The organism is Janthinobacterium sp. GL_088, from assembly GCF_057837845.1.
On the sequence record NZ_CM174453.1, the window covers coordinates 3,414,403 to 3,436,754 of the forward strand.

Consider the following 22,352-nt stretch of genomic DNA (forward strand, 5'->3'; position numbering starts at 1 on the left):
AGGCGGCCGCGCCGGGGGATTATTCCTTGGCGTGGTTGAGCGTGTACCTGGGCAGTTCGAGCGTCAGGTCTGCGTTTGACACGCGGGCCTGGCACGACAGGCGCGAGTGGGGCTGCAAGCCCCAGGCCTGGTCGAGCATGTCTTCCTCATTGTCGCCCAGTTCGTTGAGCGAGTCGAAACCCTGCACCACGACCACATGGCAGGTGGAACAGGCACCTACCTGGCCGCAGGCGTGTTCTATATCTATTTTGTTGCGCTGCAATGCATCGCAAATGCTCATGTTCTGCGGCGCGTCAAACACGGCGCCTTCCGGCGCCAGCTCGGGATGGGGCAGGACGGTGATTTTTGGCATGCGGGATTCTCCTTGATGTCGCTTGAATACCGCTACCTTGAACCTTCCCGCCTTGATAAGGTCAAGCGCAACTTGCGCCTGAACGAGGGCTTGCTACGCTTACATCGTAAGCGTCGGGTCAGCGCCGTATTGAATGCCATGGCAAATTGATCGATGATGCGATCGCACCGCTGGGAAGCGGCGTATCTTAAAGAGCTGCTGACATGTTGCTGTTCCAGGGTAAGAACTCATCGACCCGGTTGACGGGATGATCGGCGATATGCTTCAGCACGTGACGCAACCAGGCTTCGGGGTCGACACCGTTCAGTCTGGCCGTGCCGGTCATGGTTCTGCGTGGCGATGGCCAACTTGCCGGCCCCAACTGCGCTCATGCCAGGATTCTGAAGCGCGATGTGGGTAGAGGGAAAACGGAAAAAATTGGGCGCTAAACCTCATAACTTATCCCTGAATACCGCAGTGTCCGATATTTGTGTTCGTCAACCAAGGTGTTCTGAAGCCCAGACGTCATCTGTTTTCAGATTGATGCATCTCCAGTCGGCCCAAGTGCTCAGGCGACTATAACGGGATGGCCCACAATTCGCCCGTGCGCCCCATTTCAATGATACGTTTGAGTGTCACGCGCTTGAACACCGGCCTGCATTGACCGCAGTAGAAATCTTTGATGCCCACTTTTCCCGAGATCGACTGCGGACGCACGACGCCGCTGAAGATGAGCACTTGCAAAGCTTCGCGGTCGGGCGCTCCTTTCACAGGATTGGTGGCCAGGCCGCTGGAGTACTCGGCGGTGAAGGTCAGCACTTTTTTCTTCGAATCGTATGTCATCTCTTTGATGGTGGCTCTGACTGGTTCGGAGGTGCCGATGGCGACAGCGACATGGCCTATCGTTTCCGCTACGCGTTGGTAAAGCACGATGTCGTATCCGGAGACAAAATGTGGATCGTCAGCGCCTTCGGTCCGCATATTCGAGTAGTAGCCAATCAAGCGCGCCGGCACGGACTCTACAGCGTGCGCCGTCGGCAGGAGACATGCGGCGATCAGAAAGGCGGCGAAAAATTTCATATTAATGTCCTGTAGTTGACCAGTGCGGTTTATCGGCATTTCCGCCAACGTATTTTTTAACGCCATAAGTCAACCCAACTGCTTTGAGCTGTAAGCTCATGCGTTGTTGGATCTTCGGCGAGCGCCGTCTGCGCCTTCGCCGCCAGACCGTTCATGCCGGCGCGCATGTCGGTCAAGCCGGCGGCCAGCCATATCTTTGTGCCTGCTGACAAACCGATCATGGCAGCCGCCGTGCCAGCAACAGCGTCAGCGTGGCCGCCAGCGGTGGCCAGTTGACTTGGCGCGCAGCAAGCGTCTCGTCGCCGAAGCGCTTGCGCCAACTGAACAGCTGATTGGTGTTGATCTTCAGATCGCGGGCAAGCAGCGAAACGGATGCCCTATCAACCTGAGTACGCGCCACAGCGGCACTCTTGAATTCATCGCTGTGCTGGCGATACGGGGGAAGACGGTGGTGGGCCGACCCTTGCCTTACATCTTCGACGCCGGATGTTCCGCCAGCGGGACAAACTGGCCGGTAGCCTCGTCGAGCGCGTCGAGCGAGCCATTTTCGATGTCATACACCCAGCCATGCAGGGTCAGGCGTTTTTGCGTGATGCCCAGCGCCACCGAGGGGTGGGTACGGATGTTGTTGAGTTGCGCCACCACGTTGGCCCGCACCATGCCGTCGATGCGCTCCTGTTCCGTCGCATGCTCGATCGATTCATTGATCATGCGCGCCGCATCCGCGTGCCGCAGCCAGTTCTTGACCGCCGGCATGTGATCGAGGCAGGTGCAGGTGGCGATGGCCTTCATCGCGCCGCAATCGGAGTGGCCGCAAATGACGATGTCCGTCACATTCAGGGCGGCCACGGCAAATTCGACGGACGCGCTTACGCCGCCCGGTTCCGGGCCAAACGAAGGCACGATGTTGCCCGCGTTGCGGATCACGAACAGTTCGCCAGGTTCACGCTGCGTCACCAGTTCCGGCACCATGCGACTGTCGGAGCAGGAAATGAACAGGGCTTTCGGCGTCTGTCCTGTCGCCAGTGTCTTGAACAGCTCTCGGCGTTCAGGAAAGACTTCCTTCTGGAAACGTAGAAATCCGGCAATGATGTCGCGCATAAATAAAAGAAAAGAGTGATGTGAGCCCGTATTATCGCCGATGTCAGCGCGGCTGGCTTGCCGGCTGGCCCGTTTCAGGGGCCGCCGTGCAGCGCTCGAGATGCTCGAGCAATTGCAGGAACACGCGTTTATCTGCAATGTGATTCATCGTGTTGCTCATGAAGACGTCGCTGGCGGCCGCTGCCACGGCACTGCGGGCTTGCGCGCAGGCGGCGTGCAGTGGCGCGCGGTCAAGCTCAAGCAGCGCCGTATCGATACTTTCGCACGTGAAATCGAAGGCATCGATGCCGCAACAGCCGGCGTCGCAATGGGTTTCCAGGCGGCAGATCAGCGGCCACAGCCCGTCCAGCAGGGCATCGATGTCGATGGCCTGGTCATAGCGGCCGTCAATGCTGATGAACTCGATCCATGTCTCATCGCCGATCTGGATATCGTACTTGCGGTCACGTTCGGTCATTTTTCAACATTCTCCTCGTCAGTGGCACCGCATTATAAAAAAAACCGCCCGAAGGCGGTTTTTATCAACGAGGCGATGCCGGCGTCTAGATAAAGTAGATCAGCGCGATGATGCCGACCACCAGCGCCACGCGGGTGACCTGGTAGGCCGTCTTGTTCCACGCCTTGAAGCGGCGGCGGTACTGGCCCATGGTCCAGGAAATCTGGAACAGCTTGCTCACGCCGCCGACCTGGTCGCCCAGCTCGTTCGGCGAGGCGGCGGCCGTCATCAGGGTGCGCCCCAGCCAGCGGTTCAAGCCTTGCGCCCAGCGGTAGCGCATCGGGCGTTCGATGTCGCAGAACAGGATGATGCGGTCGCTGTCGGCATCGTTGCGGGCCCAATGGATATACGTTTCATCGAACATCACGGCCTGGCCATCGCGCCAGCTGTGGCGCTCGCCGTCGACGTCGATGAAGCAGCGGTCGTCATTCGGCGTTTGCAAGCCCAGATGGTAGCGCAGGGAGCCGGCGAACGGGTCGCGGTGCGGGTTGAGCTTGCCGCCTTGCGGCAGTTCCGCGAACATGGCCGCCTTGATCGACGGAATCGATTGCAGCAGCGCATAGGTTTGCGGGCACATCTGCTGCGCCGACGGGTGGTTCGCGTCATACCATTTCAGGTAGAAACGTTTCCAGCCATATTTGAAGAAGGAATTGAAGCCCACGTCATTGTTCTTTTCGGCGGCCTTGATCTTTTTCATTTCCTGCATGCGCAGCGCTTCATCGCGGATGATCTGCCAGTTCTGCTGCAGCGGCGCCAGTTCCGGAAATTGATCGACGGAAAGATATGGCGTGGCCGGCACCTTGGAAAAGGTGTGCATGAACAGGTTCAACGGCGCCATGAACGAGGAGTGATCGAAGATCTGGCGGCGGAACGGCAGGCGTACCTTGCCCCGAAAATGAATATGTAAAACAGAAAACACAAAAATGCCCAGCAAGGCCCACTTCATACACAACCTCGTTTTTTAAGAATGGGGCAATTATAACCAGTTAATGCCATCGCCACCCCGTGCCACGGTGAAGGAACGATGAAGCGGCGCGCGCTGGCGCTCTGTCCTACAATAGCTTTATTTCATCACTGAAGGGGCAACAATGGAAATCTGGCACGCACCGCTCGACCTGGCCACCCTCAACGCCGCCAGTGTAGGCACGGCCATGCGCCACCTGGGCATCGCATTCACGGCCTTCGGCCCCGACTGGATCGAGGCGACCATGCCCGTCGACCACCGCACCATGCAGCCTTTTAAACTGCTGCATGGCGGCGCTTCCGTCTTGTTGGCCGAAACCCTGGGCAGCATGGCCGCGAATGCCTGCCTCGATTCCAGCCGCCAAGTGAGCGTGGGCCAGGAAATCAACGCCAACCACCTGCGCGGCGTGCGCGGCGGCCAGGTGACGGGGCGCGCCACGCCGATCCACCGGGGCCGCACCAGCCAGGTCTGGGAAATCCGCATCACCGACGACGACGGCAAATTATGCTGCATTTCGCGCATCACCATGGCCGTCATCGATACCCCTGGCAACAGTTAATTGTCTTTTTTGATATGCGTCAAGGCACTAAAAGTGGACACGTGGAATCATCCATAACGCTGTTCGCTTATAATTCAGTGTGCTGTTGTATGGCGTAGGGATAATTCCCGCACGCCTGCATTGCCCGAAATTAGAAGCTGACTGCCCAAAAAACGCCAGTTAGAGACCCATCCTGCGCCATGCAGGAAAGGCAACACGACGGCGAGCAGATCGCTGGTTCTAGCGGAACCGGCAACAATCAACTTTATTACAGGGCAATAACAACAATGATGTCATTCAATCGTTTGACGATAGGCGCGCGCCTGAGCGCAGGCTTCGGGCTGCTGGTGGTACTGATGCTGGTGCTGGCGGCCTTCGCGCTGCTGCGTATCGGCGCCATCTCCGGCGCCATGGACGCGCAAGAAAAAGTCCAGCTGGAAAAACTCGAACCGCTGTACGTGGCGCGCGAAGCGCTCGACCAGACGGGCCTGGCCGCCCGCAACGCGTATATCTTCCATGACCAGGCTGCCGCCGAGAAAGAGTTGGCCATCCTCGACAGCCAGAAAGCGCTGTACCTGGAAGCGCTGGCGCGCCTGGCGCCGCAGTTCGCCGGCGATGCGCAATTCGAGAAAGTCAGCACGGGCCTGAAAACCATGGCGCAGGAATTGCAGCGTCCGCGCCAGTTCCGCGCCACGGGGCAGATGGAACAGTACGGCACCTTCCTCGTCGAGGAGTGCAGCCCCCTGCGGCGCCAGATCGTCGCCGATATCGATACGGTGCTGAAAAACGTGCAGCGCGAATCGGAGCAGGCCAGCGTGGCCGCGCGCGCCATTTACGGCCAGTCGCTGCGCTGGATCGGCGTGCTGGCTGCCCTCAGCGTGCTCATTTGCATTGCGGTCGCCACCGTCATCACGCGCGGCCTGCTGCGTCAGCTGGGCGGCGAACCGGCGTATGCGGCCACGATCGCCGGGCGCATCGCGCTCGGTGAACTGGCCATCGACGTGCACACGCGCCACGGCGACGACAGCAGTTTATTGTTCGCGATCAAGACCATGCGCGACAACCTGGCCACCATCGTCGGCAAGGTGCGCCACGGAACGGAAAGCATCGCCACGGCCTCGACCGAGATTGCCACGGGCAACCGCGACCTGTCGCAGCGCACGGAGCAGCAGGCCGGCTCGCTGGAAGAAGTGGCCTCATCGATGGAAGAACTGATTTCCACCGTGCGCCAGAATGCGGACAACGCGCAACAGGCGAACCATCTGGCGCGCGAAGCGTCGAAGGTGTCGGAGCAGGGCGGCAAGGCGGTGGCCGAAGTGGTGCACACCATGGGCCTGATCAATGCCTCGTCGAACAAGATCGTCGACATCATCGGCGTGATCGACAGCATTGCCTTCCAGACGAATATCCTGGCCTTGAACGCGGCCGTGGAAGCGGCGCGCGCCGGGGAGCAGGGACGCGGTTTCGCCGTCGTCGCCACGGAAGTGCGCAACCTGGCGCAGAGGTCAAGCGCCGCCGCGCGCGAAATCAAGCTGCTGATCGACGATTCCGTCAGCAAGGTGGGCACGGGAACCTTGCTTGTCGAACAGGCAGGCGTCACCATGCACGACGTGGTGGCCGGCATCGGCAGGGTAACGGGCATCATGGCCGAGATCAGCCACGCCACGCAGGAGCAGGGCGCTGGCATCGAGCAAGTCAACCGCGCCATCGTCGACATGGACAGGGTGACCCAGCAGAACGCGGCCCTCGTCGAGCAGGCGGCCGCCGCCGCGCACGAATTGCAGCAGCAGGCGGCGCAGCTGGAACAGGAAGTGGGCATTTTTAAACTGGCCAAGCCGGCCAGCGGACCGCTGCGCCTGGCGGCCTGACGCGGGAGCACGGCAGCGCCGCGCACCACCAGCCATGCGCCAAGCGTCGTATTCCGCGCTACAATGAGAGCTGGATCACCGCCAGGACTTCTCATGCAAGTGCGCAGCAGCCATGATCTATCCAGCCCGGACGACGACAAACCGGCGCCGCCCGTGCTGCAGCTGGCCCTTGCCGGTCTCGGCTGGGGTCTGCTCACCTGCATGCTGTGCTTTGCCATCCTGTTTATCACCAAATGGCTGCTGCCGCCCGAATACTGGGGCGCACACACGGGCTTGTCCAAGTTCAAGCGCGAAATGTCGCTGCCCCTGCTGGTGTTCTGGGTCGTCATCTATTCACCCATCCTGGAAACCTTCCTCGGCCAGCTGCTGCCGCTGGAAATCCTCCGGCGCCTGGGTGCCAGCCGCCAGCTGAGCATTTTTATCGGCGCCATCCTGTGGGCCGTCGTGCATTTCATCAGCGGCGGCTTGCTGCACGCCATCGTCGCGCTGGGGTCCGGCGCCATGTTCAGCTTTGTCTACCTGCGCTACCGCGGCCCCAGTGTGGCCGTGGCCTATGCAACGACGGCGTTCGCGCGCGCCTGCAACAATATCGCCATCCTCGTTGCGGTGTTTTACGGCCTGGACGCCTAAAGCACCGTCCAAAACCTACTGCGCGTCGGTATAGGCGGCCTGCGATGCTCACCGTACTCTAGTACGGTTGCGCTTCTCGACCACCTCTACCTTCCGCTCGCTACGGTTTTGTCAGGCGCTTTTCTTTCTTCCTGAGCAAATACGGCACCAGCGCCGCCAGCGCCACGGCCAGCACCGCCAGGCCGAGCAGTAGCTGGCGGAAGGCCGCGTCATAGCTGGCGCGCAGCAGCGCTTCCTGGCCGCCCAGCAGCTGTGTCGCTTGCTCGATATCGCCGAGCGCGGCGCGGCTGGCGGCGGCCAGCACGGGTAAATCGGCTGGTAGTTGATGCGCCAGGCCCGCGCCGATCAGGCTGGCCAGCACGGCGCCTGCCAGGGCCAGCGCCACCCCGTCGGCGCTGACGCGCACGGTATTGAAGATGCCCGTCGCCATGCCGGCCCGCTCCGTTTCCACCACGCTCAAGGCCATACCATCCATCAAGCCCCACGGCAAGCCTATGCCCACGCCGATCAGCAGCAGGGGGCCGGCCAGCGCTGCGGTGCCGCCATGGCCCAGCACCTGCGCCAGCCAGGCCAGTCCCGCCGCAGCCAGCAGCAGTCCCGCCGCACTCAGGGCGCCTGCACCGATCCAGCGCGACAGCAGCGCCGCCAGCATGGGCACGAGCAGCAGCGGCGCGGCCAGGGCGATCATCAGGCGTCCCGCCGCCAGCGCGGACATGTTGTCGATGCCGATGAAGCGCCCCGGCAGCATGACGATGAGCACGATGAACAGGAAGGCGGGCGAGGCGGCCAACACTTGCACGGCGACAAAGCGACGCTGGCGGAACAGCGACAAATCCAGCAGCGGGTGCGCCGTTCGGCGCTCGATGGCGCCGAAGGCAACGAACAGCAGGACGGACGCGGCGACGGACAGCAGCACGGCGCCGTTGCGCCAGCCGTGCTCGGGCGCCAGCAGCATGCCCAGGGTCAACAGGCCCAGCGCGGCGCTGAAGCTGATGGCGCCGGGCCAGTCCAGCCGGCCCTTGCCGCGCGGGGGATCGGTGGGCACGCTGCCCCATACCAGCAGCATGCCGATGGCGCCCAGCGCGGCCGTGGCATAAAAGATGGCGGGCCAGCGGGCCAGCGCCAGCATGGCGCCGGCCGCCAGCGGACCGAAGGCCAGGCCCAGGCCGAACGTCGTGCCCAGCACGCTCATCACGCGGTTGCGCGCCGCGCCGTGGAACAAAGGCGCCAGCGACGACATGGCGGCGGCGAACGCGGCCGCGCCGCCGAGACCTTGCACGAAGCGCAGCACGGCGATCCATGCCACCGATGGCGCGTGGGCGATGGCCAGGGTCGCCACGCAAAACAGCGCCAGCCCTGCCAGCCAGACGCGGCGCCGTCCCAGCACGTCCGTCAGGCTGCCGGCCACCATCATGGCGCTGCCATAGCTGAGGATATACGCATTGATGACCCAGTTCAGGGCGGCGGCGCTGCCGTGCAGTTCGGCGCCCAGGGCGGGCAGAGCCACGGCCGGGCCCGTGAAGCACAGGGGAATCAGCAAGCCCGTCAGGCAAGCGGCCAGCACTTGCAGGGGGAGTGAAAGACGTGAGGAAGAGGGCATGGGTGTCGGCTCTGAAAGAAAGAGGGGCGAGTATGGCCTGCCAGTCATTGAAGAAAAATGGGCTAAACTGATCAACATATCGGACATAAATGTCGTGAATGGAGAGCAAATGGATAGCTTGGGCGGCATCGCCATGTTCGTGCAGGTAGCTGACAGCGGCAGTTTTTCCGCCACGGGCCGGCTGCTGGGCCTGTCCTCGTCGGCCGTCGGCAAGAGCGTGGCGCGCATGGAGGCGCGGCTGGGCGCGCGCCTGTTCCAGCGCAGCACGCGGCACCTGGCGCTGACGGCGGAAGGGGAAAAATTCCTGCAGCGCTGCAAGCGCATCCTGGCGGAAGTGGAAGCGGCCGAGCGCGAGCTGGGCGAAGCGTCCGGCGCACCCAGCGGCCGCCTGCGCATCAGCCTGCCACGCTACAGCGGCCTGTTCGAGCCGGCTATCGGCGCCTTCATGCAAGCCTATCCCGCCATCGAACTCGACCTTGATTTTTCCGACGCCATGGTCAATATCGTCAGCGACGGCTTTGACGCGGCCGTGCGCACGGGCGAGCTTGCCGATTCGGGCTTGATGCGGCGCAAACTCTGTACGTTCCGCCGCCTGCTGGTGGCGTCGCCCGCCTATCTGGCGCGCCACGGCAGGCCCGCCGATGGCGCCGCGCTGCTGCAACACGCGCGCCTCGACTACCGCTTTCCCGCCACGGGCCGACTGGAACAGTGGCCGCTGATGGACGAGGTAACCCAGCCGGTGCCCGGCATGGTCTGCAACAGCGTGGAAATGCGCGTCTTCCTGGCCGTGCAGGGGCAGGGCATCGCCTACCTGCCCGCATTTGCCGTGCAGCGCGAGCTGGCGGCAGGGCAACTGGTCTCGCTGCTGGACGCGCATACACAGGCGCGCACGGCATTCTGGCTGCTGTGGCCGGCCAGCCGCCACCTGCCGCCGCGCCTGCGCGTCTTCATCGATTTCCTGGTGCAGCAGTTACAGGATCAAACTTTTGGCGCCTTGCCATGACGGCGGACGATTCCCTGACGCCATTGCAGTTGCATGTGGCCGGCGCTACCGTGGCGCCGCGCCCGGCAAATAAGCGCCATCTCGCCAAACTTTGAAGCCTGCGTATTGCTGGCGGCCTACTCCACGCTTTCCAGGGATGCCACTGTGTCGAAAATATGCGCCAGCGCGCTTTCCATGGCGCCGGCGGTCGCGTCGCCGCTCTGGTTGGTGATGATGAAGACCCCCAGCTGGTATTTGGGAACGACCCAGGCGTAGCTTTGCGCACGCGGCACGCCGCCATGGTGTACATAATGCGTGCCCAACTGCCGATTGTTGCCGATGTTCCAGAAGTAGCCAATGCTGAAATCGTCCTGAAAACGCACCAGCGGCTGGTGCGATTCGATGACTGCGGGATGGGCGCTCAATTGCAGGCGCAGGTATTTCGCCATGTCCGGCAAGGTCGACTTCAGGTTGCCGGCCGCTCCCCAAGGCAGTTGCGGCATCGGTGTTGTCACGACGGGATTGTCGCTGTGGTAGCCGGGCGCCAGCCGGCCGGCATCCGTGGCTGCGATCCTGAGCCTGGTATCGTGCATGCCCGCTTCGCGCGCGATGAATTGCGTGAGCAGGACTTCATAGGGCATGCCGTAGATTGTTTCGAGCGTGTGCGCAATGAGTTCGGTGCCGGCGCTTGAATAGGCGTAGTCCTTGCCTAGCGGACCTGTGATGCTGACTGTGTGCAAGTCCTGCCAGAATTGCTGTTGTCCGTAGCTGGCGTAGGCCGCATTGAGCTTTGCCGGCGTGGCGTGTGCAGTGAAATCCTTCAATATGCTGTTCACCTGCAATGGCAGCATGCCCGGCATGGTGCTGGTGTGCGAGATCAAATGGCGCAAGCGCACTGGCTGCCCCTGCGACTGCAGGTTCGGGTAGGCGGCCGGCAGGTACTTTTGGATGGGATCATCGAGCGCCGCCTTCCCATCGAGCACAGCGTTCGCCAGCAGCAGGCCGGCAAAAGTCTTGCTGATCGAGCCGATTTCATACAGCGTTGTATCGTTCGGCGGATTGGCTTTGCCGGTCTCCAGCTCGCCTTGATGCAGCATGAATTCCTCGCCGCGATAAACGACGGCAATCGAGGTCGCATGCAGCAATGTTGACTGCAGCAGGGTGGTCGCGGTCTGGCGCATGGCCGCGGGAATGTCATGCGCAGGTGCCGTGGCTGCCGGCTTGCAAGCTGCCAGCGCGAGTGTCACTACAGTGATGCTTGCGGCGAGTTTGGTCATCATGCGCACCATCCAGGGGGGAGGGGCATTCTCGCACAATGGATGCAGCGGCGACAGAAAAAACTTGGCAAAAGTTTCTCTTCTTTCTTCCATGCAGTGTGACATTTGCATGACAAATAACAGTGGCTGTCCCGTTTGACCGTCATTAAGGCGTGCATGCGAGGCGACGCTCAACCGCGCGCCGTCCATGCGCCGAAAGTGCCGGACCGTTGAAGGTGCACGCTGAACGGCAGGTGGATGCGGCCGGGACTTTTGCCTTGCATGCCGGCTTGCGCCGACATATTCACTCTTGGTTTTGACGTTTAACGACAGGAAACTGCAACATGACTGAAAAATTTGCATCGCACACTCCTACCTCCGCAGGCGATGGCATTGCCGCCATCGAGGCATACCTGAACAGTGCCGCTGCCCTGCAGCGCTTCACCGGCACGCCGAACGCCGATGTGCTCAGTGGCACCACGGGCGCCGACGTGCTCGAAGGCCTGGCTGGCGACGATACGTATTACGTCAACGACAGCGGCGACGTGATCGTCGAGCTGGCGAATGGCGGCAACGACAAGGTGTATACCAGCGTCAATTACCAGGTGGCCGAGAACGTGGAGAGCGTGTACCTGACCGCCGCCGGGCTGACCGTGACGGGCAGCGCCAATACCAATAATGTGTTTCACGTCGACACGGCCGGTGGCAACAGGATAGATGGCGGCGGCACGGGCAATTCGGTCGCTTACATCGGTTCCGGCGCAGGCGTGACGGCGACGCTGCTGGGCGCGAATGACCCACTGGCGGCGCCAGCGGGCAGCGACATCCTGGTCAACCTGATGAGCATCGGCGGCAGCAAGTTCGACGATGTCCTCACCGGCAACGAACTCAAGAACGCCCTCGTGGGCGGCTTCGGCAACGATACCTTACGCGGTGGCAAGGGCGATGATCTGCTGGCCGGCATGCAGGGGGACGATACCTATATCTTTGCCCGCGGCGACGGCGCCGACGCCATCACCGAGGTGGTCGAGGGGGGCAGCCACAATGTCGTCTCCTTCCTGGCCGGCGTCAGCGCCGACCAATTGTGGTTCCGCCAGGTGGGCGTGAACCTGGAAGTGAGCACCATCGGCACGAGCGACAAGATCACCGTCAATGGCTGGTACAGCGCAGGCAGCGCGCCCCGCATCCAGGCATTCCGCACGGCCGATGGCCGCGTGCTGCTGGGCAGCGACGTGTCCAAGCTGGTGCAGGCGATGGCCGCGCTGCAGCCGCCACCGGCTGGCCAGCTGACTTTGCCTGTCTACGCAGCCACCGTCCTGGCTCCCGTGCTGGCGCAGAACTGGCGCACGGAAGGACCGAATCAGTCCGGCAACGGCGTCTTCACTGGCACGGCGAATCCGGACATCATCAAGGGCACGGCGGGCGCCGATGTGATGGCGGGCCTGGCCGGCGACGACATTTATTACGTCAACCATGGCAACGACGTGGTGACCGAACAGCCGGGCGGCGGCCGCGACACTGTCTACACGACGGTCAGCTACACCATGGGCGCCAACATCGAAGAGGTGCACCTGGCCGCCGCGGGCGTGGGTGTGACAGGTAACGGCAGCGGCAACGTCTTTCACGTCGACGTTGCCGGCGGCAACTTGTTGTATGGCATCGGCAGCAATAATTCGGCCACTTATGCGGGTGCCAAGGCAGGCACCACGGCGACCATCGTTCCCGTCGTCGGCAGTAGCGCGCTCTTGCCTGGCAGCGATGTGCTGGTCAATATTTCCAGCGTGACAGGCAGTGCCTACGACGACGTGCTGATCGGCAACGAACTGGCCAACACCCTGTCTGGCGGCCTCGGCAACGATACCTTGCAAGGCGGCAAGGGCGACGATGTGCTGACCGGCGGCCTGGGCGACGATACCTATGTCTTTGCGCGCGGCGACGGCGCCGACGTCATCATCGAAGCGTCCGCCGACGCCAATTACGACGCCATCGCTTTCCTGGCCGGCGTCAACATCGACCAGCTGTGGTTTCGCCAGGTGGGCGCGGACCTGGAAGTGAGCACCATCGGCACCACGGACAAGATCACCATCCGCGCCTGGAACAAGGCTGCGCCGAACATCGAGGAATTCCGCACGGCCGCCGGCCACGTCATGCGCGGCGCCGATGTGCAACTGCTGGTGCAGGCGATGGCGACCCTGGCGCCACCGCCGCTGGGCCAGCTGACCTTGCCGGCAGGCACCGCCGCCGCCCTGGCGCCCGTGTTGTCCCAGGCCTGGCACTTCAACGGTCCCACGCAGTTGACGGAGCAAACCTTTGTCGGCACGGAAAATGCCGACCTCATCAAGGGCACGGCCGGCGCCGACCTGATGGAAGGCCTGGGCGGCGACGACACCTATCACGTCAACCACAGTGGCGACTTCATCGTCGAACGGGGCAATGGCGGCAGCGACACCGTGTTTACCACGGTCAACTACACGGTGGCCGACAACGTCGAGAATGTGCGCCTCGGCGCCCCTGGCCTGACGGTGACGGGCAGCGCCTTCACCAACAACATCTTTTTCGTCACTACCCCCGGCGGCAATGTGCTCGACGGCGGTGGTGCGGGCAACACGCTCAATTACGTCAATGCAAGCGCTGGCGCGACGGTTGCCTTCGCACCCGTGGGCACGGCCCTGGCGGCGCGTCCTGGCGTGGATGTGGTGGCCAATTTCATCGCGGTTGTCGGCAGCAAGTTCGACGACGTGTTGATCGGCAATGAACTGAAGAACACCCTGCTGGGCGTGCTGGGCAACGATATCTTGCAAGGCGGCAAGGGCGACGACATCCTGGCTGGTGTGCTGGGCAACGACACCTATATCTTTGCCCGCGGCGACGGTGCCGACTTGATCAACGAGGCCAACGAGGCAGGCAGCCGCGACGTGGTCTCCTTTTTGGCAGGCGTCAGCGCCGAGCAGCTGTGGTTCCGCCAGGTGGGCACGGCCCTGGAAGTGAGCACCATCGGCACCACGGACAAGATCACCGTCACTGGCTGGTACGAGAGCGCGGAGCGGCGCATCGAGGAATTCCGCATGGCCGATGGCCGGGTCTTGCTGGGCAGCCAGGTGCAAAACCTGGTGCAGGCGATGGCTAGCCTGACGCCGCCACCGGCCGGCCAGCTCACTCTGCCTGCCGGCACGGCCGCCATCCTGGCGCCGGTGCTGGCGCAGAACTGGCGTTCCGCTCAGCCATTCAGCGCCGCCAGCCAGGGCGGTTTCAGCGGCTGGCAAGCGGATGCCGCGCAGCTGGTGCAAGCGATGGCCGGCTTTGCCGTGCCGGCCGCCGCATCGGCGCCGTGGTCGGCGCAAGGCGGTCCGTCGACGCAGATCCAGCTGGCGGCGGCGCATTAAACCGTTGAGCAACTAGATACACCATCACGCAGCCGGGCCGGGGTCACCAGCCACGGCCTGGCTGCGCCATTGAATTTCTGATATTGCCCGATGACAGTCCTCTCCTACCGCAACGATCCGCCACCGATTGAAAAAACCTCGCCCGACACAGGCTTGCTGTCGCTGCTGCTGATGGCCAGCCTGCACGGCATCGCCGCCGATGGGGCCCAGCTCAAGCACGCCTTCGGCCAGGCCGTGTTCACGCGGCAAACCGTGCTGCTGGCCGCGCGGCAACTTGGCTTGACGGCCAAGCTGGTGCGCCAGGCGCCCGAACGGCTGGCGCAAGCGCCGCTGCCGGCCATCGCCATGGATACCGTTGGCCGTTTCTTTATCCTCGGCAAGGTCGAGACGGACGCTGACGGTGTGAGCAAGGTGCTGGTCCAGCATCCGGGCCAGCCGCCGCAAATCCTCGGCCGCGACGCCTTTCTTGCCGCCTGGACGGGCGAACTGATCTTTTTCACCAGCAAGGCCAGTTATGCGGGCGAGACGGCCCGTTTCGACTTCAGCTGGTTCATCCCCGCCATCGTCAAATACCGCAGGCTGCTGGGCGAAGTGTTGCTGATTTCCTTCGTGCTGCAGCTGATCGGCCTGGCGACGCCCCTGTTTTTCCAGGTGGTGATGGACAAGGTGCTGGTCAACCACGCCATGAAAACCCTGCACGTGGTGGCCATCGGCCTGATCTGCGCCATCGTCTTCGAGGCCGTGCTGGGCCTCATCCGCACCTATGTTTTCGCGCGCACCAGCAGCAAGATCGACGTGGAACTGGGCGCGCGCCTGTTCCGCCACCTGCTGGCCTTGCCGATCGCGTATTTCCAGGCGCGCCGCGTGGGCGATTCCGTGGCGCGCATCCATGAACTGGAAAACATCCGCTCTTTCCTCACCGGCAACGCCATGACCCTGGTGCTGGACCTGCTGTTTTCCTTCATCTTCATTGCCGCCATGCTGTGGTATAGCGCGGCGCTGAGCGTCGTCGTGCTGGCCTCGATTCCCGTCTACGCGGCCCTGTCGATGCTGCTCACGCCCGTGCTGCGGGGCCGTTTGAACGATAAATTCAACCGCAGCACGGAAAACCAGTCTTTCCTGGTCGAAACCATCAGCGGCGTCGACACGCTCAAGGCCATGGCCGTCGAACCGCGCTGGCAGCAGCAATGGGAGAAGCAACTGGCCGGCTATGTGTCGGCGGGCTTGTCGGCAAATAACATCGGCATGCTGGCCAGCGGCGGCGTCACCCTGGTCAGCAAGCTGGTGACGGCGGCCATCATGTGGTGGGGCGCGACCCTCGTCATCGACGGCAAGATGACGGTGGGCGAACTGGTCGCCTTCAACATGCTGGCGGGGCAGGTGGCCTCGCCCATCCTGCGCCTGGCGCAGCTGTGGAACGATTTCCAGCAAGTGGGCATCTCGATGAGCAGGCTGGGCGACATCCTCAACGCTAGGGTGGAAGCGGGCAGCCAGAAGGCGCGCCTGCCGCGCATCGCCGGCGCCATCGAGTTCCAGCAAGTGGGTTTCCGCTACCGCCCCGATGCGGCCGAAGTGCTGCGCAATGTGTCGATCGCCATCGCACCCGGCGAGGTGATCGGCATCGTCGGGCGTTCCGGTTCCGGCAAGAGCACCCTGACGCGGCTGGCGCAGCGCCTCTACATTCCCGAACGGGGCAAGGTGCTGATCGACGGGCAGGATATCGCCGTCATCGACACGGCCTCGCTGCGGCGCCAGATCGGCGTGGTGCTGCAGGAAAATATACTGTTCAACCGCTCCGTTCGCGACAACATCGCCTTGAGCGACCCGGCGTTGCCCATTGACGCCGTCATCGCCGTGGCGAAACTGGCCGGTGCCCACGATTTCATTTGCGAATTGCCAGAAGGCTATGACACCATGGTGGGCGAGCACGGCACGGGCTTGTCCGGCGGCCAGCGCCAGCGCATCGCCATCGCCCGCGCCCTCATCGGCGATCCGCGCATCCTGATCTTCGACGAAGCGACGAGCGCGCTCGACTACGAATCGGAAAAAATCATCCAGGACAATATGCGCGGCATCTGTGCGGGGCGCACGGTGCTGATCATTGCCCACCGCCTGTCGGCCGTGCGCGAAGCACACCGCATCGTGGTCATGGAGCGGGGGCAGGTGGCCGAACTGGGCACGCATGATGCGCTGCTGGCGAACCCGGGCGGCATCTACGCCCATCTGTACAGCCTGCAGCAGGGCACCAGCGGGAGCGCAACAGGGGACGCAACATGAGCGCCGGCCACCGCCTGGCCGCGTATGGCGAGCTGTTGCAACGCTACGGCCAGGTGCTGCGGCACAGCTGGCGCCATCGTGCTGCCTTGAGCGGCCCCGTGCTGAGCGAAGACGAGGCGGCCTTTTTGCCGGCCGCGCTGGCGCTGCAGGAGCGGCCCGTGTCGCCATCGTTGCGCCTGACGGCCAGGGTGCTGATGCTGCTGGTTGCCTGCGTGCTGCTGTGGGCGGTCTTTGGCCAGGTCGACATCATTGTCAACGCGGCCGGCAAGATCATTCCGTCTGGTAATAGCAAGACCATCGCCTCCGTCGATGTGGCGGCCGTGCGCGCCCTGCATGTGCGCGAGGGGCAAGCCGTGCAGGCGGGCCAGCTGCTGGTGGAACTCGACAGCCGTGGCCCGGACGCCGAGCGCGACAAGGCCGCCGGCGACGCCGTGGCGGCCGCGCTGCAGATGGCCCGCTCGCGCGCGCTGATCGCCGCCATCGACAGCTTGACGATGCCAAGGCTGGCCGCGCCCGATGGCGCCTCCGCCGCCCAACGCGAGGAAGCGCAGGGCCACCTCGATGGCCAGTATGCGAGTTTCCGCGCCAGGCTGGCGCATCTCGATGGAGAAATCGCCCGCTACGCCCAGGCGCTGCCGCTGGCGGCACAGAGGGCCGGCGACTACCAGGCGCTGCTGGCGACGCGCGACGTGGCCGAACACGCGTGGCTGGAAAAGGAACAGGCGCGCATCGACCTGGCCGGCCAGCTGGCGTCGGCCCGCAGCGAGCGCGTGGCCCTGGTGGCGCAAACGCGCAAGGACGCCTACGACGCGCTGACGGAAGGGGCCAGGGTGGCGGCGGCCAGCGGCCAGGATGCGCGCCGCGCCGGCGCCCGCGGCAGCCTGCTGCGCTTGACGGCCCCCGTCGACGGCACGGTGCAGCAACTGAAGCTGCATACGGTGGGCGGCGTCGTGCCGGCCGCGCAGGCGCTGATGCAGATCGTGCCGCGCCAGGGCAAACTGGAAATCGACGCCGTGCTGGAAAACCGCGACGTTGGCTTCGTGCAGGAAGGGCAGATGGTCGCCATCAAGGTCGACGCCTTCGACTACACAAAGTATGGCACCGTGCCCGCCGTCGTCAGCAGCGTCTCGCGCGACGCCGTCGAGGATGAAAAGAAGGGTCCCGTGTATGCCGTCAGGATCACGCTGCAGCAGCCATCCATCGTCATCGACGGCAGATTGGTGCCGCTGTCGGCTGGCATGGCCGTGCGCGCGGAAATCCGCACGGGGACGAGAAGGGTGATCGAATATGTGCTCTCGCCGCTGGTGCAGCACCAGAAGGAGGCGCTGCATGAGCGCTAGATGCCGCACCATGGCCACCATCGCCATCGCCGCCGGCTTGCTGCTGGCCAGTGCTGTGGCGCAGGCGGGCGAGCTTGATGCCGCGCCATGCCCGTCCGCGTATGAGGCTGGTGTGCTGCTGACTGTGCCATTGACCTTGCCGGCGGCCGTCGACCTGGCCCTGTGCCGCAACGCGCAGGTGCACGGCGCCTGGGCCGGCATCCGCTTGCAGGCGGCCGGCCTGGGCGAGGCCAGGGCTGCCTATCTGCCGACCCTGAATGCGGGCCTGGGCCGGGTGCACGACCGCACGGCCTATCCGGGCGCCAGCACGCCTTCCGGCAGTTTGAACAGCAATACGGGCTCGCTGAACCTGTCCTGGCGTTTGTTCGATTTTGGCGGACGCGCGGCGGGCCAGCGCTCGGCGCAAGCCGTGCTGGACGCGGCGCTGGCCAACCGCGACGCCGTGCTGCAAAAAATCCTGGCGGCCACCGTCAGCGCGTATTTCGAGGCGCAGACGGCGCGGGCAAATGTGCGGATGCGCCAGGACTACGCGGCCTTGGCAAATGAAACGGTGCTGGCCACGCAGCGCCGCGCCCAGCGGGGCCTCGGCTCGCACAGCGACACACTGCAGGCGACGAGCGCGCTGGCCAAGGCGGCCCTGGGCGCCAGCCGCGCCGATGGCGAGTTCCGGAAGGCGCGCGCCGTGCTCGTCTATACGCTGGGTTTGCCGGCGGAGGCGGACGTGGTGCTCGACGACGATGCGGCCGAATCGGCGGCGGGCCTGCGTGATGGTTTGCAAGATGAGTTGCACACCTGGCTGGCGCTGGCCCAGGCGCGGCATCCGGCCATCGTGGCCGCGCAGGCGCAGCTGGCAGCCGCGCGCGAACGGGTGGCCGTGACCGAGTCGGAAGGCCGGCCCAGCATCGACCTGACGGCGAATATCTACCAGAACGGCCGCCCCAACCAGGGCTTGTCCGCCGCCTCCACGCGCGAAACCCTGGTGGGTATCTCGCTCAACATCCCCCTGTTCGACGGTTTTGCGAGCCATTACAAGGTGCGCGGCGCGCTGGCGCAGGCCGGGCAAAGGGAAGCCGAGGCGCAAGACGTAAAGCAGCAGACCCTGATGGAGCTGGTGAAAACGCATGCGGAGGCGAGCACGGCCTTGGCCAACCTGACCGCCTCGCAAACGTGGCTGGACGCGGCGCGCGATGCCCAGACCAGCGTGCAGCGCAAGTTCGGCCTGGGCGCGGCCGATATCCTGGAAATGCTGAACACGCAGTCGGCGCTGCTCGAGGCGCAGCAGGAGCGCATTCGTTGCCAGGCGGAATGGCGTTCGGCCCGGTTGCGCCTGCTTGCCAGCGCCGGCGTGCTGGGGCGGGAGGCTATTCCTGGACGGTAGCCGGTTCAAAACAGGCTGAAAACAGGCGCGATCCGCGCGCCATGCCGGCGCAATTGCGACTATATTAGAGACGCCAATCCACACACAGGCCAAGGGAGACATCATGCACAGCGTACAAAAGATTACCCCATGTTTATGGTTCAACGGCAACGCCGAGGCGGCGGCCCGGTTTTATACGGAGATTTTCCCCAATTCGAAGATCGGCCAGATCCTGCGCTACGGCGAGGAGGGCAAGGAAATCCACGGCCAGGAGCCGGGCAGCGTGCTGACCGTAGCGTTTGAACTGGACGGCCAGACGTTTACGGGGCTGAACGGCGGCCCCCTGTTCCAGTTTTCCGAAGCGATCTCGTTCCAGGTCAATTGCGACACCCAGGACGAGGTCGATCACTATTGGAACCTGCTGTCCGCAGGCGGGCCGCCGGAAGCGCAGCAATGCAGCTGGCTCAAGGACAAGTTCGGCGTGTCCTGGCAAATCGTGCCCACGCTCATGATCAAGCTGCTGACCGACCCCGATCCCGTCAAGGCCCAGCGCGTGATGAAAGCCATGATGGGCATGAAAAAAATCAACATTGACGAGATCAAGCGGGCATACGCCGGTTAGAAGCTGGCCCGCAAGGTCAGCTGCGCGTTGCGCGGATCGCCATAGTAGCCGCTGCCGTACAGGCCATAGCCGCTGTAATAGCGCTTGTCGAAGACATTATTGAGGTTCAGCACGGCACTGAGCCGCTTGCTGAACTCGTAGCGCGCCATCAGTCCCGCCACGCCAAAGCTGCCTTCGTCGGCGCGCGCCGGCACGTCGCCTGCCAGGACGGTGTGGTAATACGTCCGGCCTTGCCAGTTGACATTGCCGCCCACGCTCAAGCGGCGCCAGTCGCCGCCCAGGCGGTAGCTGGTCGCCAGCTTGACGCTGCGTTCGGGACGCGTCGTATCGATGCGCTGGCCATCCTTGTCGCGGGGGCGGCTGAACGTCGCTCCCGCCTGCACCTGCCAGCCGGGCAACAGCTGGCCGGCCACTTCCAGCTCCACGCCGCGCGTGGTGGTGCCGTCGATCGGGCGGTAGACTTCCCGTTCGTTGGCGTCCGTGCCCACGTAATCGGCCAGATTGTCTTGCTGGATGTGAAAAATGGCCACGCTGGCGTTCAGCTTGCGCTCGAAAAACTCGCCCTTGATGCCGCTTTCCCAGGATTTGCCCGTGGTGGGCGGCAGCGCCCTGGCATTGGCGTCGCTGACCGATTGCGGCTCGAAGATGCTGGCATAGCTGAGATACGCGGAATACGTGCCGTTCAAGTCGTAGACGGCGCCCGCATACGGCACCAGCCGGTGTTTTTCCTTCGCGTCGTCGCGGCCCGTGCCGCCCCAACCGTAGATCAGGTCGCCCGTGCGTTCATAGCTGTTGAGGCGGCTGCCGACGATCAGCGACCAGCCATCGGCGGGCTTGAAACGGGCTGCGCCATACGCCGCATATTCCTTGAAGCTGTATTTTTGCGTCAGGCTGACAGCCATGCTGGCCGGCAGGGGCACGTTGTTGTTCCAGTGACGGTAATCGATTTCCACATTGCCGCCGCCATAGGCCAGGTAGTCGGACTTGCGGTGACTGGCGTTGACGCCCAGCACCAGTTCATGCTGGCGGCCCAGCCACTGGAATGGTCCCGTGGCGTACGCATCGAGCGAATTGCTGTCGATGACATAGGTTTTTGCGCCGCGCTGCACGGTGGCCAGGCCCGTGGCCGGGTCCGGATAGGGGCCCCAGCTGATGATATTCGCTTGCAACTGGTCCGTATCGCCTTTCCAGTGGCTCGCTTCCGCCTTGACTTGCCAGCCGTTGTCGAACAGGTGCTCGGCGGCGGCGAACACGCGCGTGCTGGTGCTGCCCGCATCCGTCCAGCGCGCGGCGGGGTTGAAGGCGCGCGCGAACCGCGTCCGGCTGCCGTCCGTGTAGAACAGGGGATTCTGGCCGAAGGACGAGCCCTTGGAATCGATTTTCTGGTAGTCGATGCCGGCCAGCACGCGCGTGCGCGGCGTCAGATCGGCCTCGATGACGCCGTAGACCACGCTCTTGTCCTGCTGGTAATGGTCGATGTAGGAGCCGTGATCCTGGTGCGCGGCCACCAGGCGCGCGCGCATGGAGCCGTCCGCATTCAGGGGGCCGGAAACGTCGGCTTCCGCGCGGTAGCGGTCCCAGCTGCCGATGCCCGCCTGCGCATACGCCTGGAACTGGCGCGTGGGTTTCTTGCGCACGAGGTTGACGGCGCCGGCCGGGCTGCCGGCGCCGCTCATCAGGCCGTTGGCGCCGCGCACCACTTCCACCCGGTCGTAAATGGCCATGTCGCGGATGCCCAGGCCGTTCGAATTGGTGCTGAAATCGAAGGTGGGCACGCCGTCGTACTGGAAGCTGTTCAGGCTGAAGCCGCGCGCATAGTAGTTGTAGCGCTCCGAATCGTCGTGCGAAACGGTCACGCCCGGCGTCTGCTGCAGCACGTCGGCCAGGCTGAGGACGCCCTGGTCATCCATCTGCTGGCGCGTGATGACGGTCAGCGATTGCGGCGTTTCGCGTGGCGACAGGGTAAAGCGCGTGGCCGTGCTGGCCAATGCCGCCGCATACGCGCCGCTGCCTTCCGTTTCCAGCGCCGGCTCGCCGCCGGCCGTGACCGTGATTTCGGCCAGTCGCTGCGCGCCATCAGTGGGCGCGTTCGCCGACCTTGGCAGCGGGCGCAGGACGAAATCGTTGGGCGCCAGCTGCAGCGCCGCCAGGCCGCTGCCGGCCAGCAGCGCCTCGAGGCCGGCCGCGGCGCTGTAGCTGCCGGTCAGGCCAGCCGTGCGCAGGCCGCGCACCTCGCTCGCCTGGTAGGTGAGCGTCAGGCCCGCCTTGCGCGCCAGCTGTTCCAGCGCCGCATCGAGCGGGCCGGCGGCGATCTGCAGGGCGTGCATGGCGCTGGCGCTGCTGGCCTGGGGTGGATTTTGCTGGGCCAGGACGGGCGCCGCACCAAGCAGCAGCAGGGCGCTGGCGACGGCGCCGGCCACGCGGGAACGCGCGGGAAGGGTTGGGAATGCCGGAAATGGCTGAGGGCAGGGCAGGAAAGAGTGGGTCATGGGTCGCTATCAGGTGGGTGGTATCAAGCTGTATGCCG

18 protein-coding genes and 2 pseudogenes are annotated in these 22,352 nt (G+C 64.1%); 9 read left to right on the forward strand and 11 right to left on the reverse strand.

The window, feature by feature from the left end; all coding sequences use genetic code 11:
* Positions 1-19: 19 nt before the first annotated feature.
* From fdx to lpxO, 8 genes and pseudogenes are all read right to left on the reverse strand, one after another.
* Entirely contained in the window at positions 20-352 is a 333-nt protein-coding gene (gene fdx, locus AC3IQ7_RS15375; protein WP_489206550.1) for an ISC system 2Fe-2S type ferredoxin, read from the reverse strand.
* A gap of 187 nt (positions 353-539) precedes the next feature.
* Positions 540-677, reverse strand: a pseudogene (locus AC3IQ7_RS15380) (transposase domain-containing protein); the annotation flags it as partial.
* A 230-nt stretch (positions 678-907) separates the two neighbouring features.
* The gene (locus AC3IQ7_RS15385) at positions 908-1,411 is read right to left on the reverse strand and encodes a hypothetical protein (RefSeq protein WP_489206551.1); all 504 of its coding nucleotides are present in this window, start codon (positions 1,409-1,411) and stop codon (positions 908-910) included.
* Positions 1,412-1,467: 56 nt separating this feature from the next.
* Positions 1,468-1,632: an IS66 family insertion sequence element accessory protein TnpB gene (gene tnpB / locus AC3IQ7_RS15390; protein WP_416208739.1), complete on the reverse strand. Its 165-nt coding sequence runs from the start codon at positions 1,630-1,632 to the stop codon at positions 1,468-1,470.
* Positions 1,629-1,832: pseudogene (locus tag AC3IQ7_RS15395) on the reverse strand (transposase); the annotation flags it as partial. The pseudogene AC3IQ7_RS15395 and the gene tnpB, both read right to left, overlap by 4 nt.
* 47 nt (positions 1,833-1,879) lie before the next feature.
* Positions 1,880-2,512, reverse strand: coding sequence for a carbonic anhydrase (locus tag AC3IQ7_RS15400; protein WP_489206552.1), 633 nt, complete (start codon positions 2,510-2,512; stop codon positions 1,880-1,882).
* Between the two features lie 43 nt (positions 2,513-2,555).
* On the reverse strand, positions 2,556-2,969 hold the full coding sequence (locus AC3IQ7_RS15405) for a DUF6331 family protein (RefSeq protein ID WP_489206553.1): 414 nt from the start codon (positions 2,967-2,969) through the stop codon (positions 2,556-2,558).
* A gap of 85 nt (positions 2,970-3,054) precedes the next feature.
* Entirely contained in the window at positions 3,055-3,954 is a 900-nt protein-coding gene (gene lpxO, locus AC3IQ7_RS15410; protein ID WP_034787360.1) for a lipid A hydroxylase LpxO, read from the reverse strand.
* A gap of 142 nt (positions 3,955-4,096) precedes the next feature.
* Between lpxO and AC3IQ7_RS15415 the strand changes: the two genes are divergently transcribed.
* The 3 genes from AC3IQ7_RS15415 (at position 4,097) to AC3IQ7_RS15425 (ending at position 7,008) form a co-directional block, all read left to right on the forward strand.
* On the forward strand, positions 4,097-4,531 hold the full coding sequence (locus AC3IQ7_RS15415; protein ID WP_322427013.1) for a hotdog fold thioesterase: 435 nt from the start codon (positions 4,097-4,099) through the stop codon (positions 4,529-4,531).
* 266 nt (positions 4,532-4,797) lie between these two features.
* Entirely contained in the window at positions 4,798-6,378 is a 1,581-nt protein-coding gene (locus AC3IQ7_RS15420) for a methyl-accepting chemotaxis protein (protein WP_489206554.1), read from the forward strand.
* A gap of 93 nt (positions 6,379-6,471) precedes the next feature.
* Entirely contained in the window at positions 6,472-7,008 is a 537-nt protein-coding gene (locus AC3IQ7_RS15425; RefSeq protein ID WP_489206555.1) for a hypothetical protein, read from the forward strand.
* 100 nt (positions 7,009-7,108) lie between these two features.
* Here AC3IQ7_RS15425 and AC3IQ7_RS15430 read toward each other — a convergent pair whose 3' ends face one another.
* A complete protein-coding gene (locus AC3IQ7_RS15430) occupies positions 7,109-8,608 on the reverse strand; it encodes an MFS transporter (RefSeq protein ID WP_099376874.1) in 1,500 nt (499 codons plus the stop codon).
* A gap of 109 nt (positions 8,609-8,717) precedes the next feature.
* On the opposite strand from AC3IQ7_RS15430, the gene AC3IQ7_RS15435 reads away from it, so the two are divergent.
* Positions 8,718-9,611 (forward strand): LysR family transcriptional regulator, encoded by an 894-nt coding sequence (locus AC3IQ7_RS15435; RefSeq protein WP_322427008.1) that lies wholly within the window; start codon positions 8,718-8,720, stop codon positions 9,609-9,611.
* A gap of 116 nt (positions 9,612-9,727) precedes the next feature.
* On the opposite strand, the gene AC3IQ7_RS15440 is transcribed toward AC3IQ7_RS15435, so the two are convergent.
* Positions 9,728-11,209, reverse strand: a complete 1,482-nt coding sequence (locus tag AC3IQ7_RS15440) for a serine hydrolase domain-containing protein (RefSeq protein ID WP_489206556.1) — start codon at positions 11,207-11,209, stop codon at positions 9,728-9,730.
* Here AC3IQ7_RS15440 and AC3IQ7_RS15445 point away from each other — a divergent pair.
* The 5 genes from AC3IQ7_RS15445 to AC3IQ7_RS15465 all read left to right on the forward strand — a co-directional run bounded on the left by AC3IQ7_RS15445 (position 11,191) and on the right by AC3IQ7_RS15465 (position 19,825).
* A complete protein-coding gene (locus AC3IQ7_RS15445) occupies positions 11,191-14,229 on the forward strand; it encodes a calcium-binding protein (RefSeq protein ID WP_489206557.1) in 3,039 nt (1,012 codons plus the stop codon). The two genes, AC3IQ7_RS15440 and AC3IQ7_RS15445, sit on opposite strands and share 19 nt — an antisense overlap.
* A gap of 90 nt (positions 14,230-14,319) precedes the next feature.
* Positions 14,320-16,506, forward strand: coding sequence for a type I secretion system permease/ATPase (locus AC3IQ7_RS15450; protein WP_489206558.1), 2,187 nt, complete (start codon positions 14,320-14,322; stop codon positions 16,504-16,506).
* On the forward strand, positions 16,503-17,846 hold the full coding sequence (locus AC3IQ7_RS15455; protein WP_489206559.1) for an HlyD family type I secretion periplasmic adaptor subunit: 1,344 nt from the start codon (positions 16,503-16,505) through the stop codon (positions 17,844-17,846). The genes AC3IQ7_RS15450 and AC3IQ7_RS15455 overlap by 4 nt, the downstream gene beginning before the upstream one ends.
* Complete coding sequence (locus AC3IQ7_RS15460; protein ID WP_489206560.1) at positions 17,836-19,224, forward strand: TolC family protein; 1,389 nt, start codon at positions 17,836-17,838, stop codon at positions 19,222-19,224. The genes AC3IQ7_RS15455 and AC3IQ7_RS15460 overlap by 11 nt, the downstream gene beginning before the upstream one ends.
* 103 nt (positions 19,225-19,327) lie before the next feature.
* Complete coding sequence (locus AC3IQ7_RS15465; protein WP_099376868.1) at positions 19,328-19,825, forward strand: VOC family protein; 498 nt, start codon at positions 19,328-19,330, stop codon at positions 19,823-19,825.
* On the opposite strand, the gene AC3IQ7_RS15470 is transcribed toward AC3IQ7_RS15465, so the two are convergent.
* Positions 19,822-22,314, reverse strand: coding sequence for a TonB-dependent siderophore receptor (locus tag AC3IQ7_RS15470; RefSeq protein WP_489206561.1), 2,493 nt, complete (start codon positions 22,312-22,314; stop codon positions 19,822-19,824). The two genes, AC3IQ7_RS15465 and AC3IQ7_RS15470, sit on opposite strands and share 4 nt — an antisense overlap.
* Between the last annotated feature and the right edge of the window lie 38 nt (positions 22,315-22,352).

Coding starts and splice junctions, on each gene's coding strand:
- AC3IQ7_RS15470 (WP_489206561.1), bottom strand. CDS start 22,314: ATGACCCACTCTTTCCTGCCCTGCCCTCAGCCATTTCCGGCATTCCCA.
- AC3IQ7_RS15385 (WP_489206551.1), bottom strand. CDS start 1,411: ATGAAATTTTTCGCCGCCTTTCTGATCGCCGCATGTCTCCTGCCGACG.
- AC3IQ7_RS15435 (WP_322427008.1), top strand. CDS start 8,718: ATGGATAGCTTGGGCGGCATCGCCATGTTCGTGCAGGTAGCTGACAGC.
- AC3IQ7_RS15400 (WP_489206552.1), bottom strand. CDS start 2,512: ATGCGCGACATCATTGCCGGATTTCTACGTTTCCAGAAGGAAGTCTTT.
- tnpB (WP_416208739.1), bottom strand. CDS start 1,632: ATGATCGGTTTGTCAGCAGGCACAAAGATATGGCTGGCCGCCGGCTTG.
- AC3IQ7_RS15420 (WP_489206554.1), top strand. CDS start 4,798: ATGATGTCATTCAATCGTTTGACGATAGGCGCGCGCCTGAGCGCAGGC.
- AC3IQ7_RS15425 (WP_489206555.1), top strand. CDS start 6,472: ATGCAAGTGCGCAGCAGCCATGATCTATCCAGCCCGGACGACGACAAA.
- lpxO (WP_034787360.1), bottom strand. CDS start 3,954: ATGAAGTGGGCCTTGCTGGGCATTTTTGTGTTTTCTGTTTTACATATT.
- AC3IQ7_RS15445 (WP_489206557.1), top strand. CDS start 11,191: ATGACTGAAAAATTTGCATCGCACACTCCTACCTCCGCAGGCGATGGC.
- AC3IQ7_RS15455 (WP_489206559.1), top strand. CDS start 16,503: ATGAGCGCCGGCCACCGCCTGGCCGCGTATGGCGAGCTGTTGCAACGC.
- fdx (WP_489206550.1), bottom strand. CDS start 352: ATGCCAAAAATCACCGTCCTGCCCCATCCCGAGCTGGCGCCGGAAGGC.
- AC3IQ7_RS15405 (WP_489206553.1), bottom strand. CDS start 2,969: ATGACCGAACGTGACCGCAAGTACGATATCCAGATCGGCGATGAGACA.
- AC3IQ7_RS15465 (WP_099376868.1), top strand. CDS start 19,328: ATGCACAGCGTACAAAAGATTACCCCATGTTTATGGTTCAACGGCAAC.
- AC3IQ7_RS15450 (WP_489206558.1), top strand. CDS start 14,320: ATGACAGTCCTCTCCTACCGCAACGATCCGCCACCGATTGAAAAAACC.
- AC3IQ7_RS15460 (WP_489206560.1), top strand. CDS start 17,836: ATGAGCGCTAGATGCCGCACCATGGCCACCATCGCCATCGCCGCCGGC.
- AC3IQ7_RS15430 (WP_099376874.1), bottom strand. CDS start 8,608: ATGCCCTCTTCCTCACGTCTTTCACTCCCCCTGCAAGTGCTGGCCGCT.
- AC3IQ7_RS15415 (WP_322427013.1), top strand. CDS start 4,097: ATGGAAATCTGGCACGCACCGCTCGACCTGGCCACCCTCAACGCCGCC.
- AC3IQ7_RS15440 (WP_489206556.1), bottom strand. CDS start 11,209: ATGCAAATTTTTCAGTCATGTTGCAGTTTCCTGTCGTTAAACGTCAAA.